Origin of the sequence: Paenibacillus sp. OAE614 (assembly GCF_040546645.1) — a bacterium.
Lineage (GTDB): Bacteria > Bacillota > Bacilli > Paenibacillales > Paenibacillaceae > Paenibacillus_AQ > Paenibacillus_AQ favisporus.
Map to the genome: position 1 here is coordinate 1,258,592 of NZ_JBEPOD010000001.1, position 18,121 is coordinate 1,276,712.

General features: G+C 54.3%; 10 protein-coding genes and 1 pseudogene. 10 read left to right on the forward strand and 1 reads right to left on the reverse strand.

Features of this window, described 5'->3' with window-relative positions; genetic code table 11:
* Window positions 1-121: 121 nt before the first annotated feature.
* The 9 genes and pseudogenes from ABIE48_RS06295 to ABIE48_RS06335 all read left to right on the forward strand — a co-directional run bounded on the left by ABIE48_RS06295 (window position 122) and on the right by ABIE48_RS06335 (window position 15,463).
* Entirely contained in the window at window positions 122-1,753 is a 1,632-nt protein-coding gene (locus ABIE48_RS06295; RefSeq protein ID WP_192715366.1) for an extracellular solute-binding protein, read from the forward strand.
* An 18-nt stretch (window positions 1,754-1,771) separates the two neighbouring features.
* On the forward strand, window positions 1,772-3,535 hold the full coding sequence (locus ABIE48_RS06300) for a sensor histidine kinase (RefSeq protein WP_354518521.1): 1,764 nt from the start codon (window positions 1,772-1,774) through the stop codon (window positions 3,533-3,535).
* On the forward strand, window positions 3,513-5,144 hold the full coding sequence (locus ABIE48_RS06305; protein ID WP_192715045.1) for a response regulator transcription factor: 1,632 nt from the start codon (window positions 3,513-3,515) through the stop codon (window positions 5,142-5,144). Before ABIE48_RS06300 ends, ABIE48_RS06305 begins: the two co-directional genes overlap by 23 nt.
* Window positions 5,145-5,248: 104 nt before the next feature.
* On the forward strand, window positions 5,249-6,709 hold the full coding sequence (locus ABIE48_RS06310) for a glycoside hydrolase family 43 protein (RefSeq protein WP_192715044.1): 1,461 nt from the start codon (window positions 5,249-5,251) through the stop codon (window positions 6,707-6,709).
* A gap of 337 nt (window positions 6,710-7,046) precedes the next feature.
* On the forward strand, window positions 7,047-7,778 hold the full coding sequence (locus tag ABIE48_RS06315; protein WP_192715043.1) for an ABC transporter ATP-binding protein: 732 nt from the start codon (window positions 7,047-7,049) through the stop codon (window positions 7,776-7,778).
* Complete coding sequence (locus ABIE48_RS06320; protein ID WP_152401528.1) at window positions 7,732-8,799, forward strand: efflux RND transporter periplasmic adaptor subunit; 1,068 nt, start codon at window positions 7,732-7,734, stop codon at window positions 8,797-8,799. The genes ABIE48_RS06315 and ABIE48_RS06320 overlap by 47 nt, the downstream gene beginning before the upstream one ends.
* A 42-nt stretch (window positions 8,800-8,841) precedes the next feature.
* Window positions 8,842-11,724 carry an ABC transporter permease gene (locus tag ABIE48_RS06325; protein WP_354518526.1) on the forward strand — a complete coding sequence of 961 codons (2,883 nt, stop codon included), beginning with the start codon at window positions 8,842-8,844 and terminating at the stop codon, window positions 11,722-11,724.
* 3 nt (window positions 11,725-11,727) lie between these two features.
* Window positions 11,728-12,622: pseudogene (locus tag ABIE48_RS06330) on the forward strand (ABC transporter ATP-binding protein).
* Between the two features lie 105 nt (window positions 12,623-12,727).
* Window positions 12,728-15,463, forward strand: coding sequence for an endo-1,4-beta-xylanase (locus tag ABIE48_RS06335; protein WP_192715041.1), 2,736 nt, complete (start codon window positions 12,728-12,730; stop codon window positions 15,461-15,463).
* A 127-nt stretch (window positions 15,464-15,590) separates the two neighbouring features.
* Here ABIE48_RS06335 and ABIE48_RS06340 read toward each other — a convergent pair whose 3' ends face one another.
* Window positions 15,591-16,361 (reverse strand): helix-turn-helix domain-containing protein, encoded by a 771-nt coding sequence (locus ABIE48_RS06340; RefSeq protein ID WP_145024799.1) that lies wholly within the window; start codon window positions 16,359-16,361, stop codon window positions 15,591-15,593.
* 285 nt (window positions 16,362-16,646) lie between these two features.
* Between ABIE48_RS06340 and ABIE48_RS06345 the strand changes: the two genes are divergently transcribed.
* Entirely contained in the window at window positions 16,647-18,041 is a 1,395-nt protein-coding gene (locus ABIE48_RS06345; RefSeq protein ID WP_145024796.1) for an ABC transporter substrate-binding protein, read from the forward strand.
* The last annotated feature ends 80 nt before the right edge of the window (window positions 18,042-18,121 follow it).

Genomic DNA, 18,121 nt, shown 5'->3' on the forward strand with positions numbered 1-18,121 from the left:
CTTGTGTGCGTACGACATCAAGATAATAGTCTTGATACGCTTTAATGAATCTAATCGAAATGGGGTTGGCGCATTGCGTATTCCCAAATGGAGTGTAGTTGGTCTAGTCCTGACGGTCACGATGCCCTTGTCCATGCTGGCGTCGTGCGACCGGGTCGGGGTGTCTGACGGTGAGGAGGTAACAGGGAAGACCGATGGTCAGTACATCTACTCGGAACCCGGCCTGGAGAAGTATGATCCCCCGATTGAGCTCACTTTCGTGCGGGAGACGAGCGATGATTTGGACAACCTGATCAAAACGTTTTCGGGAGAAACGCTGGAAGATAACCGGTGGACCCGGCTGTATGAGCAAGTTCTGGGCATCCAGATCAAATATGATTGGACAGCCAAAGGCGCCCTCTATAACCAGAAGCTGGGCGTTGCGCTTGCCTCGGGAAACCTGCCTGATGTCGTGAGAGTCGATGCAGATCAGCTGCGTCAGCTGAGCAATGCAGGCCTGATTCAGGATTTGACCGAAGCCTATGAGAAATATGCGGCGCCGTTCACGAAGGAAATTTTAGGCCAGGAGGGGACGGGGCCGTTTGAAGCGGCTACGGTAGACGGCAAATTGATGGGAATTCCCGAGACAAGCGCATCGATCGAGGGAGCACAGTATATTTGGATCCGGACGGATTGGCTGGACCGTCTCGGATTACAGCCGCCACAAACGATGAATGACGTCCTGAACATTTCGAAAGCGTTTACAGAAAATGACCCCGACCGAAACGGAAAAAACGATACATTGGGGCTCCCGGTAACCCAATATTTGTGGGATCCCGTGATGGGCTTGTCGGCATTTATGGCCGGTTACGACGCCTTCCCCAATATATGGATTCGCGATCCATCCGGCAAGCTCGTATACGGAGCTGTTCAACCTGAAGTCAAGACTGCGCTGAAAGTCCTTCAGGACATGTATCGGAACGGAGAAATTGACGAGGAATTTATGTTTAAAGACGGCATCAAGGCCAAAGCAGAGCTTACGGCAGGTAAATACGGGATGATGTACGGCGAACAGTGGGGATCGTTTGTCGTGCAGGGCAATCATGAGCAGGACCCGGAAGCCAGATGGCAGGCTTTTCCCATTGTTTCGGCCACAGGGAAACCGGCGAAAGTGCCGCTCCGCTTCGCTACCCATCAATTTCTTGCCGTCCGTAAGGGATTCCAGCATCCTGAGGCCATCGTAAAGCTGTTCAATTTGCATCTGGAAAAGAACTGGGGAGCGACGGCCGAGTACGAAATCTATTACAGCACCCCTTATCCGGCTTGGCAGCTTTCTCCGGTTACTCCGTACCCTGCACTGAAGAATCTGGACGCCTACTACCAAATTGAAGAGGCACGCCGAACCGGAAACCCTAATGTGCTTAAGGATGAGGCAAGGTCGATTCAAAAGAACATCGAGGCTTATCTGACCCGTGGCAATCCGTCCGGCTGGGGCTGGGAACGAACCTATGGCCCGTCGGGAGCGTTTTCCATCCTTGACCAGTATAAAAGGAACAACCAGTTATTGTATGAGAGCTTTGTGGGTGCGCCAACCGATACGATGATCGAAAAACAATCGATTCTCGACTCTCTGACGATGGATACGTTCACCAACATTATCCTCGGGCATCCCATCGATGAATTTGACCGTTTCGCCCACGAATGGCATCGTCTGGGCGGTGATAAAATGACAGCCGAAGTCAATGAATGGTACTCGAACAAACAGAAAGATTAGTGCATCGGAGGCGTTGTTTTGATTAGGATTCCTGTGAATTCATTGCGTCATACCATCCTGGCCAGGCTCGTTCTGATGTATCTGGTGGTGATCCTCCCGATTATTCTGCTCGGCGTATACCTGTACAATTGGAGCTATACCAACGCAAGCGAAGAAATATCAAGAAATTCACTGGCGCAGTTATCGTCCTATCTCGAGGGGCTGAACCGGGAAATCGAATGGCTTGAAATTCAGCAGTTCGACATTTTGCAGGAAAGCGAGCTCCATAAAATTGCCGTCACTTGGGGGATGATGGACAGCGCCGAGAAAAGGTCCAGCGTAAATTACTTGCTCCACCGTCTGACTTCCATAAAAAACAGCAGCCCGTACATCAAAGATATTTATGTCCATATTCATTCGATCGGTAAAACGATTTCGGCCAGTAATGCTGTCCGTACGCTGGACCAGCAGAGATATGATGAAATACGCTCCATCGGAGAACGAAGCGGCGCCCGGCTGATGCGGCAGGGGGATTCGCTTCAGCTCACCGCCTCGAAGTTTGGCGGGAACAATGTGGAGGATCCGCTGTACCTCGTTCAAATCGAATTGGATAACGACAAGCTGAAGGACTCATTGAAACCGCTCAGCGTGTATCCCGGAAGCGGCTCGATTCTGATCGCGAGGGAAGCTGGATTCACATTGTCCAGCACCGGCACGCCGCCAGAGCTGCTGGAGGATTTTATAAAGGCGGCCAAGGGCTTGGATGACAGTACGATGCTGCTCGATATCGGGAGAAGGGAGTACCATTTCAATATCGCCAATTCCGACAAGCTGGCCCTCTCGCTCGTTTCGTACTTACCGGAGGGAACGGTCAAGAGACCGCTGATCAAATTCAACCTGTGGGCATGGGTGTTTGCGGTAACTTCGGTTTTTGCCATTATCGTATATGCCTATTCCACTTACCGTTACGTTCATCGTCCGCTGCTGTCGCTCGTCCAAAGCTTTCGCAGGATGGAAGGAGGGACCCTTGATATTCCAATCCAGCATGAGCAAAAGGATGAGTTCGGCTATTTATATGACCGGTTTAATCAGATGCTCGTCAAGCTGCAGACGTTGATCGATCAAGATTTTAAACAGAAATTGATGATGCAGAAGGCGGAACTGAAGCAGCTGCAGTCGCAAATCAAACCGCATTTCCTGTATAACAGCTTCTTTATCCTGAATTCGCTGGCCAAGACGGGCGATACGGACCGGATCGAGCTGTTTACGATTATGCTCGGCGAGTATTACCGGTTCATCGCCCGCAACGGCGAGGACCATGCCACGCTGTCGGAAGAAATCAAGCATGCGAGAATGTACACGGAAATCCAGCAGCTCCGCTTCTCCCGGCGCATCCGTGTCCAGTTCGACGAATTACCTGTGGACATGCAGCGCATCAAGGTGCCGAGGTTGATCGTCCAACCGTTGATCGAGAACGCCTATGAGCACAGTCTGGAGAGCATGCCGAACGAAGGGTTTCTCCGCGTTACGTTTGAGCGAACCGGCTCCGAATGCGTCATCAAGGTGGAGGATAACGGGAACAGCATCGACGATGCCAGGCTCGAAGCCCTCCAGCATCGGGTAACAGGTCCTGCCGAATCCCACGAAATGACCGGGATGATCAACATCCATCGGCGGATTCTGCTTACTTACGGCGAAGGCAGCGGACTGTTCTTGTCCAGAAGCAGCCTGGGCGGGCTTCAGGCCGCCATTCGTATCAAGATCAGGGAGGAGAACGGGGATGTACAGACTGCTAATCGTTGACGATGAAGATATCATTACGGACGGACTGTATGAAGTGTTCAACCGCTATCAGCCGGAGCGGCTAGATGTGTGCAAAGCCTATTCCGCCAAGGAAGCGCTGGATTGGATGTCGCGCACGAGAATCGACATCGTCTTGACCGATATAGCCATGCCCGGCATGAGCGGGCTGGAATTATCCGAAGAAATCCGGAAGTACTGGCCCAGATGCAGAGTCGTGTTCTTGACCGGCCACAGTGAATTCGAATATGCGTACCGCGCGATCCAAATGACAAATGCCCGTTATGTGCTGAAGACGGAAGGGTACGCCAAGGTGACCGACACCGTGCAGGATGTCTTGGACGATATAGAACGCGCGCATCACGACAGTCTGCTGCTGGAACAGTCCCGCGAGCAGCTGCTGGCGTTCCAATTCATGGCGCAGGGCGATTATATGAGGCACCTTCTTCAGAACAGCCGTGTATTGAGCGAGGATACAGACATATTGGCTCGCGAATTCAGCAAGCTGGACATCGGCCTCGATCCCGCCCAGCCTGTCGTGCTGGTCCTTGGCCGCATCTCGTATCCGGAGGGCAGGACGTATACGGAAAGAGGCGAAATCCTGTCGTCCGTCAGAAGGATATGGGATACCTATTTTTCGGGCAGGGCCCGGAGTATGGGGATCACCGACAAGCATGGCGACGCCTTTTGGTTTCTGCAACCGTCTGAACTGGCCGAGGGCGGGACCGACAGCCATTTCATCCGATTCGTGGAGGGGACCTTGGAGCTGGTTCAGGAATCCTGCATCGGTACTCTTGGATTGAGCATCGGATTGGCGCTGAGCAGCGAAGCATGCAGGTGGGAAAGCTTGACGCGCCAATACGAAAGGCTGCGGGAGCTGCAGCAGTTAAGGAGCGGCAGCGGGGGAGCCATCATTGTACGCGACGGCTTCGAGCCGCTCGATGGAATGGACTGCAAAGCGAGCTTTGCGGACAGTCAGGCAGCGGAGGTGCTGAGGGCTTATCTGGGGTCGGGGAGACACGATGAATTTATCCAAGCGCTTGAGGAGGTAACGGCCAGTGCACTGAAGATGAGCTGTAAGGTTCAGTTAACGATCGAGACGTATTATACGATTGCGCTGATGCTGCATTCCTGCATAGGCCGTATGGGAATGCACGGGCATATCGGCGATACCGGAAAATTGATGCGGCTGAACGATCATCTCTCAATGGAGGAGGCCTTCGGTTATTTGAAACGCGTGGCGGAATCCATTTTTCTAAGCAAACAAACGCAGGAGAGGGACAGGGCCTCGCTGATTGTCGACCGGATCTGCCAGTACATCGAAGAGCACTTGAGTGAGGATTTGTCCCTGGTGCGCCTAGCGGAAATCCATTATTTCAATCCCTCGTATTTGTCGCGGTTCTTCAAGCAGGAGAAAGGAATCAACTTATCCGATTTTATCGACAAGTGCCGGGTGAAGAAAGCCAAGGAGATGCTGCGGGACAACGATTTGAAAGTGCGTGAGGTGGGGTTATCCGTCGGTTACGAGGCGGCCCATTCGTTCACCCGTTTTTTCAAAAAAGCAGCGGGGCTCACGCCACAGGAATACCGGGATACACTTTCTTTGAATTGAACCTCTGGGAACTAGAGTTTGGCGGGTGATCCGGACGGATCAGACAGGTTGTTCCCGCTGAACGCAAGCCTTACTCTTTTTAAGAGAGTTTGGTTATACAAAAAATGCTGAATACGGGAGTTGACACAAAAATGAATGAACTCGTACATGCACCGATCGGCAAGCTGCCGCGAAACGGAAATCCGCTTGTCGCCCATAAATTTGGAGCAGACCCCTATGTACTGGTGTTCGACGGGCGCGTATACCTCTACAATACAGACGATGTATTAGAGTATGACGAGCAAGGAGCGGTCAAGGACAACAGCTATAGCTCCATCAACCGCATATCGGTAATTTCCTCGGATGATCTGGCGAACTGGACGGACCATGGAGCCATTCAAGTGGCAGGTCCGGATGGAGCAGCCAAATGGGCGACGCAATCCTGGGCCCCTGCAGCGGCTCACAAAAGAATAGACGGCAAAGACCGCTTCTTCCTGTACTTTGCGAACAACGCCAGCGGCATCGGTGTGCTGACGAGCGACAGCCCGACCGGCCCATGGATCGATCCAATCGGCAGGCCGCTTATTGCAAGGGACACGCCGGGCGTTCCAGGCGTCGTATGGCTCTTCGATCCGGCCGTGCTGGTGGACGATGACGGCAAAGGCTATATTTACTTTGGCGGGGGCGTTCCGGAAGGCCAGGATGAGAATCCCGGGACCGCTCGGATGATGCGGCTGGGTGACGATATGATCAGCGTGATCGGCGAAGCCGAGCCGATCCCGGCTCCGTTTATGTTTGAGGATGCCGGCATTCATAAGGAAGGCGGCCAATATTACTATTCGTATTGCTCCAACTTCTACAATGGCGTTCGGCCGGAGGGAAGTCCTCCGGCAGGGGAGATTGCCTATATGACCAGCACCGGTCCAATGGGGCCATGGACGTACCAGGGGTCGATCCTTAAAAATCCCGGCCATTTTTTCGGTGTCAGCGGCAACAACCACCATGCCATGTTCCAGTTTCATGGGGATTGGTATATCGCTTATCACGCCCAGACCTTGTCGAAGGCCATGGGCGTGGTGAAGGGGTATCGGTCGACCCACCTTAACCGGGTGATCTTGGACGAAGATGGTGCGATCCAATCCATTGAAGCGGACATGACCGGCGTTGAGCAGATCAAGCCGCTGAATCCATATGACCGCGTTGGAGCGGAGACGATCGCATGGTGCGCAGGCGTGAATGTGCGTAAGCTTCAGACGGATGGACTGGAACAGGCCGAAGACCTCATGGTTTTGACAGACATTCATCATGGGGACTGGACCGCCGTGTCCGGCGTTGATTTCGGCGCCGGGGCCTCAGCGTTTTCGGCGTCTGTATCGTGCGCGAATGACGGCGGAGTCATCGAGCTCCGCCTGGACAGCCCTGAAGGCAAATCGATCGGTACGCTTCAAGTGTCTTCGACCGGCGGACAGTGGAGCGAAATGGCGGCGCCCGTCAGCGGTGCTGAGGGCGTGCATGATTTGTTCCTGATCTTCAAAGGGAAGCCGGATATCGAGCTGTTCCAGATCGACTATTGGCAATTTCGATAATGCGCCGGTAATGAAGATGTGAGAGGTAAGGTCGTTGTAAGAAATGCCGTCCGTTTCATCGGGCGGCATTTTTTAAGATATCAGAAAGTATAAAATTCGAAGCGAGACCTTCCTGATATCGCAAGAAAAACAACATCTAAACGCGGTCTGTCTCCTTTGAGAGTACGTCGATAGACGTTTTTCTTATTGCAAACACGCGGCCGCACAATTTGCAGCCTGCACATATCTACATTTTCTCAGGTAAACGAACGGGAACTGGCGGGTACTTCCCCCTGAATGGAAGCGCTACAATGAGGTTGGTGAAAGTGAATCGGGTCAGAACAAAGGGGCGAGTGCAATGACCGGTAAGGAATCGGAGACGAAGGATACGGGCGGCGGACCGATTCTGCAGGCAAGCGGGATCACACGGATTTTTGGCAGGGGGAATACCGCCGTTACCGCTTTGGAAAATATCCATCTGAACATTCCGCCTGGAACAATCGTGGCTCTGAGAGGACGCTCGGGTTCCGGAAAGACCACGCTATTGAACATTCTCAGCGCATTAGACGATCCGACGGAGGGACAGGTGTATTTCAAAGGGAGGGAAATCACCGGTTTATCCGGCTCCGAACGCAGCCAGATCCGGCGCAAGGAGATCGGCCTCGTGTTCCAGTCGTATGGCTTGATTCCGCTGATGTCGGCTTACGAAAATGTTGAATTCGGGCTGCGTATCGCGGGACTGAAGGGTAACCGGGAGGTGGTGGAGCATGCGCTTGACCGTGTCGGCATGCGGGAGCGGATGAAGCATCGGCCGTCCGAACTGTCGGGCGGCGAGCAGCAGCGCGTAGCCATTGCCCGCGCAATCGTGCACCAGCCTGAGCTGTTGATTGCGGATGAGCCGACCGCCGAACTGGACAGCCGGATGGGGCTGCAGGTCGTCCGCATTTTTCGCGAGCTGGTAAAAGAATCGGGGATGACGGTCGTTCTCACGACGCATGACCCCGGGATGATGGAGCTTGTCGATCACGTTATCGCATTGGAGGATGGAAATATTGTATCGCAGACAACGAACGAATCTCCCCTTATCTAAAATAGACCGGCGTCTGCGGCGAATAGCCGCGCTTCTGACGACGCTGATGCTGCTCTCGGGCTGTTCGCTCCTTCCGGTCGAACCGGAAACGCTGCAGCCGCCCTTGGTCGAGCCGGCCAAAGAACAGTTTAACCTCGTGCAGGCCAGCCGCGGGAAGATTCAGACCTTCCTGAAGGGGACGGCTTACTTTGTGTCTGCCCAATCCGAAGCGCTGTCCTTCAAGGAGATGGGCGGAAGGCTCAAATCGATTCCGGTGACGGTGGGCCAGGAGGTGAAGGCGGGCGATTTGCTGGCCGAGCTGGAGACGGGCGACCTCGATTTTCAGGTGCGTCTGCAGCAGCTGAATGTAGAGCGCGCACAGTTGCTGTACAAACAGGCACGCGATGCCGGCGCAGGCGCCGTAGACCTGCGGCTCAAGGAAATCGACCTGGAGCGCGAGCGGATGTCGCTGCAGGAGATGAAGGCCAAGCTTGGCCAATCACGCTTGTACGCTCCCGTCTCGGGAACGGTGACGTTTGTCGAGAAGCTGAATGCGGGAGACAACGTGAACGCTTATCAAGCGATTGTCACTGTCTCCGATCCGTCCAAAGTGCAGCTGACTTATGTTGCAGCGGACAGCAAGGATCTGAACCCGGTCAAAGCCGGCATGCCTGTGAGCCTCAAGTATAAAGGCAAGGACTATAAGGGAAAGGTCCTTCAAGCCCCTTCGGATTTGCCGGCAGCCGCCGACAGTTCGAAGGCCGAGAAGAACGGGGTAACGATCTTCATGAGCATGGACAACGCTCCGGGAGACGTCAAGGTCGGCGACAGCGCCGAGCTGACGATCGAGCTTCAGAAGCGGGATAACGCCATCATTGTACCCCGCTCGGCAATCCGCTCCTATATGGGGCGTTCCTATGTTCAAATCGCCGAAGGAGAACGCCGCAAGGAGGTTGACATCGAGATCGGATTGACGACGCCGACGGAAGTCGAGATTGTCAAAGGACTTGAGGAAGGCCAGAAGGTCATTCTGAACAATTAACCGAAGAGCTATAGCCCGGGCCGACCGGGCATGAGGGATGGGGTGTATGTATTGGCTTTGTGGACGATGATCCTGCGCAAGATGGCCAACAACAAGTGGCTGCAGCTGAATTTGTGGATCGGCCTTACCGTATGCGTGGCCCTGTTCAGCTCCATGCCGCTCTACTCGCAGGCCATTTTGCAGCGGACATTACTGAAGGAGCTGCAGTCCGTGCAGACCGGGAACGGCGTGTATCCGGGCTTTCTCCGGATAAGCACGACGGTCTCGGCATCATCCATGGACGCAAAGACGAAGGAAGCCGTCGAAAACGCCGACCGGTTCGTGAAGACGATTCCGGAGCGCATGGGGCTGGAAGCACTGTCGTTCTATCAGCAGCGGTTCACGCCGAAGATGAAGGTATACGGCGCCGATGCTTCGGCTCAAGAGAAGCAATCGCAAAAGACGTTAGGAAGCTTTATGTCGCTGTCTGATCTGGAGAAACGGGTCCGGCTGATCGAGGGGCGGATGCCTGCGGATCGTTCGGACGGGATCATCGAGGCGCTGGTCACGCAGAAGTTTCAGCTGGCGACCAAGCGGAAGCTTGGTGAAGAACTGACCGTAGAGCCCCAGGATGGCGGAAGTACCCGCTTTCGGGTCATCCCGGTCGGCATCGTAGAGACGAATCCGGAGGCGGACCGGTATTTGCCGTTTCTGACCACGGAGAACGAGGACGGATTCCTGATCCCATTCCAGCAGTTCGAGCGCGAATTTACGCAGGGCGGAAAAGCCAGGGTCTCCAGCATGGAATGGCGGCTCGCGCTCAATTACGAACAGCTGTCGCTGGGCAAGGTCGATGCGTTCACCCAGGCGGACCGGGAGGTCCGGCGTTATTTCAAAGGCAAGCTTGGGGTAGCCGAAATCAAAATTCCGGCGAGCCCGACCATCGCATCGTACCAGGGCAAACAGGAGAAGCTCGATACGGTGACGCTTTCGCTGTATACCCCTGTCATGCTGATGCTGGCATTCTATTTATATATGACCGCCAATCTGATCATTGACCGGCAAAAGACGGAAATTTCCGTGCTACGCAGCCGGGGAGCAAGCCGGCTGCAGATCATGGCTGCCTACCTGCTGGAGAGCCTGCTGCTCGGGCTGAGCGCGCTGGCCGCCGGGCCTTTTCTCGGCGTATGGTTTACCAAACTGCTTGGCGCTTCCAATGGGTTTCTGGAGTTCGTGCAGCGCTCCGCGCTGAAGGTCAGCATGACGAGCAGCGCCTATCAAGTGGCTGCAGCCGCTGTGGCGGGAGCGATCATCCTGATCCTCATTCCGGCCTTCCTCGCAACGCGGGTCAGCATCGTAAGCCACAAACAGCAGACGGCGCGTCTCACCCGGCTGTCGATCTGGCACAGGACAGGTTTGGATTTTGTTCTCGTCTGCCTGGCAGCTTACCTGCTGTACAATTTCAACCAGCGCCAGGAAGATCTGCGGAGGCTTGCACTGGGATCTGCCGACCTGCAGGTCGATCCTCTCCTGTTCCTGACCCCGGCTCTGTTCGCGCTTGGAGGCGGCCTGCTGGTGCTGCGGATATACCCCTGGTTCGTCCGGCTTGTTTATTGGCTGGGCCGGAACGGATGGCCGCCTGCACTGTATCATACGCTCGTTCAGATCAGCCGCTCGTCCGGGCAGTATTTGACCATTCAGGTGTTCCTGATCATGACGGTGGCGACGGGCCTGTTCAGCGCGAACGCGGCCAGGACGATCAACGACAACATGGACAGCAAGGTTCGGTATGCGGTCGGCACGGACATTGCGCTGACGACAAAATGGGAAAGCGATGCGCCTCCACCTGTATCCCCGGGTGCGGGAGGGCAGCCTCAGTCTGAGCCGGCAACGACAACCGTGCAGAAACGGGTTCAGTATACGGAGCCGCCCTTCGAGCCCTTTGAGGAGCTGGACGGCGTGCAAGCGACAGCAAAGGTGTTCAAGAAGCAGGAGGCCCGGTTCAGTTCCGGCGGCAATGAAAAGTCCGGCAAAACGGCTCTCTTTGGCATCGACACAAAGGATTTCGGCAGTACCGCTTGGATGAAGGAGGGGCTGCTGCAGTATCCGATCAACAGCTACCTGAATCTGATCGCCCCGAATCCGGAGGCCGTGCTCATTTCGCGGTCGCTCGCAGAGGATGCCAAGCTGAAGCCCGGCGATCCGATCCGGGTTTACTGGGACAGCCTGGACGGAGCGACGTTCACGGTGTACGGCATCATCGATTATTGGCCCAGCTGGAACCCGCTGCCGTCCGATCAAGGAAGCGGAAAACCCGAGCAGCCGCATCTCGTTGTCGGACATCTGGGCACGATTCAGAACAGGCTGGCCGTCGAGCCGTATGAGGTGTGGCTGAAGCTGGCGGACGGCACGAACAGCGAACAAATCTATAGGGAGCTGCAGGAGAAGAAGCTGCAGGTGACGAGCCTGCGGGACGCAACGCAGGAGCTGGTCCAGTCCAGAAATGATCCTTTCCGTTTAGCGATGAACGGCGTAATGACACTCGGTTTTTCCATTTCAATGCTGGTCAGCTTCATCGGGTTCCTGCTGTTCTGGGTTCTGACCTTATCCGGCAGGACGCTTCAATACGGGGTTTTGCGGGCCATGGGCATCTCTTTCCCGCAAATGATCGGCATGCTCGTCAGCGAACAGCTGCTCACGTCGGGGGCCGCGGTCCTTACCGGCGTGTTCATCGGCAACGTCACGAGCATGAAATTCGTGCCGCTGTTCGAAATGTCGTTTGCGTCCAAAGAACAAGTCCCTCCATTCACGATTACATATCAGCTCAGCGATTATTTGCAGCTGTACGGCATTATCGGATTCACGCTGGCGGCCGGGCTGCTCATTCTGGGGTACCGGCTGACACGAATCCGCATCGCGCAGGCGCTGAAGCTCGGGGAGGAATAGAGCATGATTCAATGCGAAGGGCTCGTCAAAATCTATAAAACGGCGGATTTGGAAGTCGTCGCCCTTCAGGGCCTGGACCTTCAGGTGGAGAACGGTGAATTCATGGCGATCATCGGCAATTCCGGCAGCGGCAAATCGACGCTGCTCAACATGCTGGGCGGCCTCGACAAACCTTCGGCGCGGCAAGCTGTTCGTAGACGGCAAGGACCTGCTCGCGTTCAGCGAGCGCGACCTGGTGCAATATAAACGGGAATCGGTCGGGTTCGTCTGGCAAAATAACGCGCGCAACCTGATTCCCTATTTGACCGCGATCGAAAATGTCGAGCTGCCGATTCTCCTGCGGGGCCGAAGACGCCGGGCCCGCGCGCACGAGCTCCTGGAAGCGGTCGGCCTGAGCCACAGGGTGAAGAACAAGCTCAGCGAATTGTCCGGCGGTGAGCAGCAGCGGGTGGCTATCGCCATCGCGCTGGCGAACGAACCGCGGCTGCTGCTGGCCGATGAGCCAACCGGATCACTTGATACGGGCACTTCGAATCAGGTTCTCGATTTGTTCCGGACGTTGAATCGGGCGATCGGCATCACGATTGTGATCGTGACTCATGATCCGGAGTTGGCCCGCAAGGTGGACCGGGTTGTTCAGATTCGCGACGGCAAGACGTCGGCCGAGATGATCCGCAGGATCTCTTATTCCGATGTGCTGACGCAAATGGACGCCGACACCGCCCGGCGGGAAGCCGAGAGCCATATCGAGTATGCAGTGCTCGACAAGGCTGGCCGGCTGCAAATTCCTGCCGGTTACCTCGACACGGGGAGCTTCAAGGACAGCAATAAGGTGCGTGTCGAGCTTGAAGACGGGCGAATCGTTCTGTACCCGGCAAATGAAAGGCAGACGGTCTGAACTTAACCTGGTTTTATTTATGGAATGAAGCGATCCATAACATGACCATAGAACGCCGTTAAATGGCGTTTTAATGGAATAGATGACATGAGGAGAGGTGGATTCATGAAAAAGCATCGAATCAAACGTTCCATCCTGCTGATGCTCGCGCTTGTTCTCGTATTGGCCCCTTTATCGCTCGGTACACGCCCGGGTCTGGCCCGTGCTGAGCAGGAGTCGGCCGGCCCGCTATCTGAAGGCCGCATGGGAACAGCCGGGACGAGCGATGCGGCAGCAAGCGTTCCGGTAAGCATTTCAAAAGATTTTGAGGACGGGACGCTTCAAGGCTGGTACGGGCGGGGCGGCAGCGAAGTCCTGACGGTTTCCCCGAATGCAGCCCATACGGGGTCTTACGGGTTGCAGGTCACCGGTAGAACCCAGGGCTGGAACGGACCGCAGCTCGACGTGACGCCAATCATGGAAACGGGAAAGACGTACCATTTATCGGCTTGGGTCAAGCTGCCTGCCGGCACGGCAAGCTCGCCGGTATCGATTGTGGTCCAACGCACGACGGACGGCGCCAATGCCTATGAACTCGTCAAATCGGTCCAGGCGAGCGACAGCGGATGGGTCAAGCTCAGCGGAGAATATACCTTGCAACACCCGATTGAAAGCCTAGCCGTTTATATCGAATCCTTCGATGTTCCGACGCTTGATTTTTACGTGGACGATGTCGTGATTGAGCGCGCTCCGGATCCGGTTCCGATCGAGATTCAGAAGGACATTCCGAGCCTGAAGGACGTGTTTGCCGGCCAATTCAAGCTGGGGACGGCTGTGCTGGTCAATGAAATCCAGAATCCGAACAGCCCTGATGCGGAGCTGGTCCGGAAGCATTTCAACAGTCTGACGGCCGGCAACGAGCTGAAATGGGACGCCACCGAGCCCACGGAGGGTCAATTCAATTTTATGGCAGCCGATAAAATTGTAAGCTTTGCTATGGATAACGGGATCGCCATGCGGGGCCACACGCTCATCTGGCATTCCCAGACGCCGAAATGGGTGTTTTACGACAGCAACGGCAACCTCGCCAGCAAGGAGCTTCTATATGCGCGGATGAAAAAGCATATCGATGCCGTCGTCGGCCGGTACAAGGGAAAAATTTACGCTTGGGACGTTGTAAACGAGGTCATTGAGCCCGGCGATCAGAAACCGGGGGGCCTCCGCAACAGCTTATGGTATCAAATTGCAGGCGAGGAATTCATTGAAAAGGCGTTTATTTATGCACATGAGGCCGATCCGGACGCCAAGCTGTTCATCAACGATTACAACACGAATGATCCCGTGAAACGGCAGTTTCTGCATGATCTGATTAAGCGTTTGAAGGCCAAGGGGATTCCGGTTGACGGCGTCGGCCATCAGACGCATATCGGGATCGAATATCCCCGGGTGCAGGAATTAGATGATATGATTCAGGCGTTCCGGGATCTTGACATCGATCAGCAAATCACCGAAATGGACATGAGCATCTATACGAATGACACGGAGGCCTATGAGACGTTCCCAATCGAGCTGCAAATCAAGCAGGCCAACCGCTACAGGGAGATCTTCGACGTATTCAGGAAGCACTCGGATCAGCTCAGCGCCGTCATATTCTGGGGCAAGGATGACCTGAACACCTGGCTGCGCACGTTCCCGGTCGTTCGCAACAATTGGCCGCTGCTGTTCGATGAACGGCTGCAAGCCAAATACGCATACTGGGCGCTCGTCGATCCGGCGAAGGTTCCGGTTGAAACGAAGCGCACGAAAGCCCTGGAGGCCGGCGTAAAGATTGACGGCCAGGCGGAAGCAGTTTGGAATGTGGCGCAGGCGGTACCGATCCAGACAGGCGGCAAAGCGGCAGCCACATATAAGACATTATGGGACGCAGGACATCTATACCTATGGGTCGATGTCGATGATGCCACGGTGAACGGCAACGACTCCGTCGAAGTGTACATTGACGGCAATAACGGCAAAACGAATGCTTATGAAGCGGACGACAAAAAGTATACGTTTCGGCGCAGCGGCGCGAATCCGCATAAACCGGCCGAGTATAACGTGGTGAAAACGGAGAAGGGATACCGGATCGAAGCCTCGATCCCGGTCGACGGTGCGCAAACCGGAAAGGAAATCGGCTTTGACGTCCGTATTCGCGACCGGTCCGGTTCAGCGGAAGAGCTGGCGTCCTGGAACGATATTCATCACAGGCAGGATACGGATACGTCCGGGTTTGGCGTATTGACCATGGTAGAAGGTCCGCGAACCGCTAAGGCTGTAAAAGGAACGGCGGTCATCGACGGAGACATCGATGACATTTGGAACAAGGCCGAGCAGATCGTAACCGACCGCTGGGTCAGCGGATCTTCGGGTTCAACGGCCAAGGTCCGGACGCTCTGGGACGATCACCGTCTGTACGTGCTGGCCGAGGTGACCGACTCTCTGGTGACCAAGCGGAGCGCCAATGCATGGGAGCAGGATTCGGTCGAAATCTTCATCGATCAGAACAACGCAAGAGCCGCCTCTTATGACAGCGACGACGGGCAGTATCGTGTGAACTTCGATAACGAGCCGTCTGTCAGCCCCGGATCGCTCGGCGCCAATTTGACATCCGCCGCAAAGCGGACCTCGACTGGCTACATTATTGAGGCCGCTGTCGATTGGGTCGGAATACCTCCTAAGGCGGGCAGCCTCATAGGGTTTGACGTGCAGGTCAATAATGACGGGAATGACGACGGGGTTCGCGACAGCGTGGCGATCTGGAATGATACGTCGGACAGAACGTGGCAAAACCTGTCTAACATCGGAATGTTAACATTGGAATAACCCCAGCGAGTGGGGGAACGAATAAAGGCCGCTCCCGGATAAACAACCGGGAAGCGGCCTTTGGTTTAAGGGATCAGGTGGTCAGGCTTCATCGAATGTGCGCCATGTACGCCGAAGTATGCTTAAATCACGCCGTTATGATCAGTGTCTTTCTATATTTGTTAGCGCTTACACCGGTATACGTTTTGAACTTCTTATAGAACCAGTCCATCTCGGTATAACCGACTTCATTAGCGATTTCATACACCTTCATGTCGGTATTTTCCAGCAGGAACTTTGCCTTCTCCATGCGCTGCTGAAGCAGATATTCCTTGAAGGTCATCTTCTCTTCAACTTTGAATTTCTGGCCGAGGTAAGAATAGTTGAAGTGAAATACATGGGAGATTTCCTTCAGCGTGATGTTCTGATGCAGGGCCTCTTCCACATACGCCTTCACCTTGTCGATGATACCGGCCGAAGAGATGGCGGAGGCAGCTTCCTGAACGGTTCCTGCCCATGAGACCGGTTGATGTCCGGAATACGGCGCTTCATCCATTTCCCGCTTCACGGTCTTCAGGCTAGCCGCGAACTCCTCCGGCGATACGGGGTCGGGCAGGTAGTCGTTCACCTGATAATACAAAGCCTTCCGGGCAAGCTGAAACTCATTGCGCCCGCCGATCAGAACGATCGGGACACGGCTTTTCTCCCGGATGCGGCCGCAGAGCTGAAGTCCTTCTTCCTCCGAGGCTCTCATGCTGATCAGCACCAGCTGATGATCCTGGGCGGATAGCATCGACATCGCCTCGGCAGCTGCAGCGGCATGGCATTCCAATTCAAATTCCGCTTGGTGTCTGTCCAGCATACGCTTTATCCATTCCTTCGCATGATGATCGGGATCAACAAGCAGCACCTTATACACGATATTCCCCCCCTGTTTCTTTTTCGTAAATCATTGGATCATTGGCTCCGGTGAAGCTGCTTATCTCTCATTATGAAAAAGAACCCGGTACCCAAACAATGTGCTTTTCTTTATATTGCTATCCATTGTTTACTTATTGGCCATTTGTAATGTAAGGGGTTACAAGCAATCTATATTTTGACGGGTAGAATATCTAACTTACCACAGGTTGTTGCCCTTTCAATGTAAGCGCTACACTTTGAATGTAATTGGGATGCAAATCACTTTAACGGGGGGATTAGAGGAATGCGTATGGGAAAAATGATGCTGCTGCTCTGCACACTGTTGCTTGTGCTTTCGGCTTGCAGCAGCGGCGGCTCCAAAAGCGGGTCAAGCGCCGGTACGGCGGAGACGAGTACGGAGACGAGTACCGAGACTGCGGCAACCAACACCGACAATAAAGGTGCGGAAGAGAAGGATGCCGAGCAAACGTACAAGACGCCTGACATGGATTTCGACATGGGCGGAAGAACGATCAAGGTCGTATCGTGGTGGGATATGACGATTCCGGAGGATAACCCGGATAACATCCAGCGCAAAAAAAATCTGGAGGAGCTGGAGAAGAAGCATAACTTCAAAATGGAATACGTCGCGATCGATTACGGCGAATACCAGCAAAAAGTGACGGCTTCCCTGCTGGCCGGCGAACCGCTTGGCGACATCGTCAGATTGGGCAAAACCTACACGATTCCGGCACTTGTGAAACAGGACTTGTTGTGGCCCGTCGATGAGTATACGAAAAATCCGGTAGCCTTTAACCAAAGTGTGACCAACCAATACATGCAATATAACGGTAGGGGTTACGGTTTCTCGGAAGGACAGGGCAACAATGTCATGGGTATTTTTTACAACCGGACGCTCATGAGCAAGCTTGGCTTGAAGTCGCTTCAAGATTATGTCAATGAAGACAGCTGGAATTGGGATACGTTTTTGCAAGTGGCCAAAGAAGCCAACAAAGATACAAACAATGACGGCAAGCTTGACTCCTGGGGGCTCGCTAACCCGGCGCCGCTCGAATTTGCGCTCGCTTCCAACGAAACGAGCTTGACGAAGGACAACAAGCAAAACCTGGAAGATCCGAAAACGACCGAAGCGCTTAATTTTATTTCCAAGATTGCGACCGAAAAAGTGGCCAGACCAACGGAAGGCGGTGACTGGACGGAGCCGGGCCAATTTTTCCGCCAAGGCAACACGTTGATGTACACGGGAGCGCTCTACGAACTTAGCGGTTTCAAAAAGGATATGCCTGACGCGGATATCGGATTTGTGCCATTCCCTAAAGGGCCTAGTGCAAGCTCGTACCACTCTTACGAAGGCCTCTATCAATCCTTGTTCATCCCTAAGGCTGTAAAGGATCCGGATAAGCTGCTCTATATTTGGGAGAAAATCAACGACATCGATTCGATGTATGACTATCCGGATCAGGGTTACTATGAAACGTCGTTCACGGACGAAAACGACATTAACAATGCGAAGGAAGTCGCCGCCAATTTGATTGTCCTCGACCACTTCACATTCCCGAACCTGAAGTTCTACGATTTCCTCGGCGAAATCACCAGCGGAACCTCAGTGTCTACGGTAGTGGAAAAGTACAAAGCGCCGTTCCAGGCAGCCATTGATGAGGTATACGGATCGAAATAATTTCACATGTTGAAGCAGCAGTCCCTATTAGAAATTTTTTTCTAACGGGGACTGTTATTGACATGACATGTCTCTTGCTT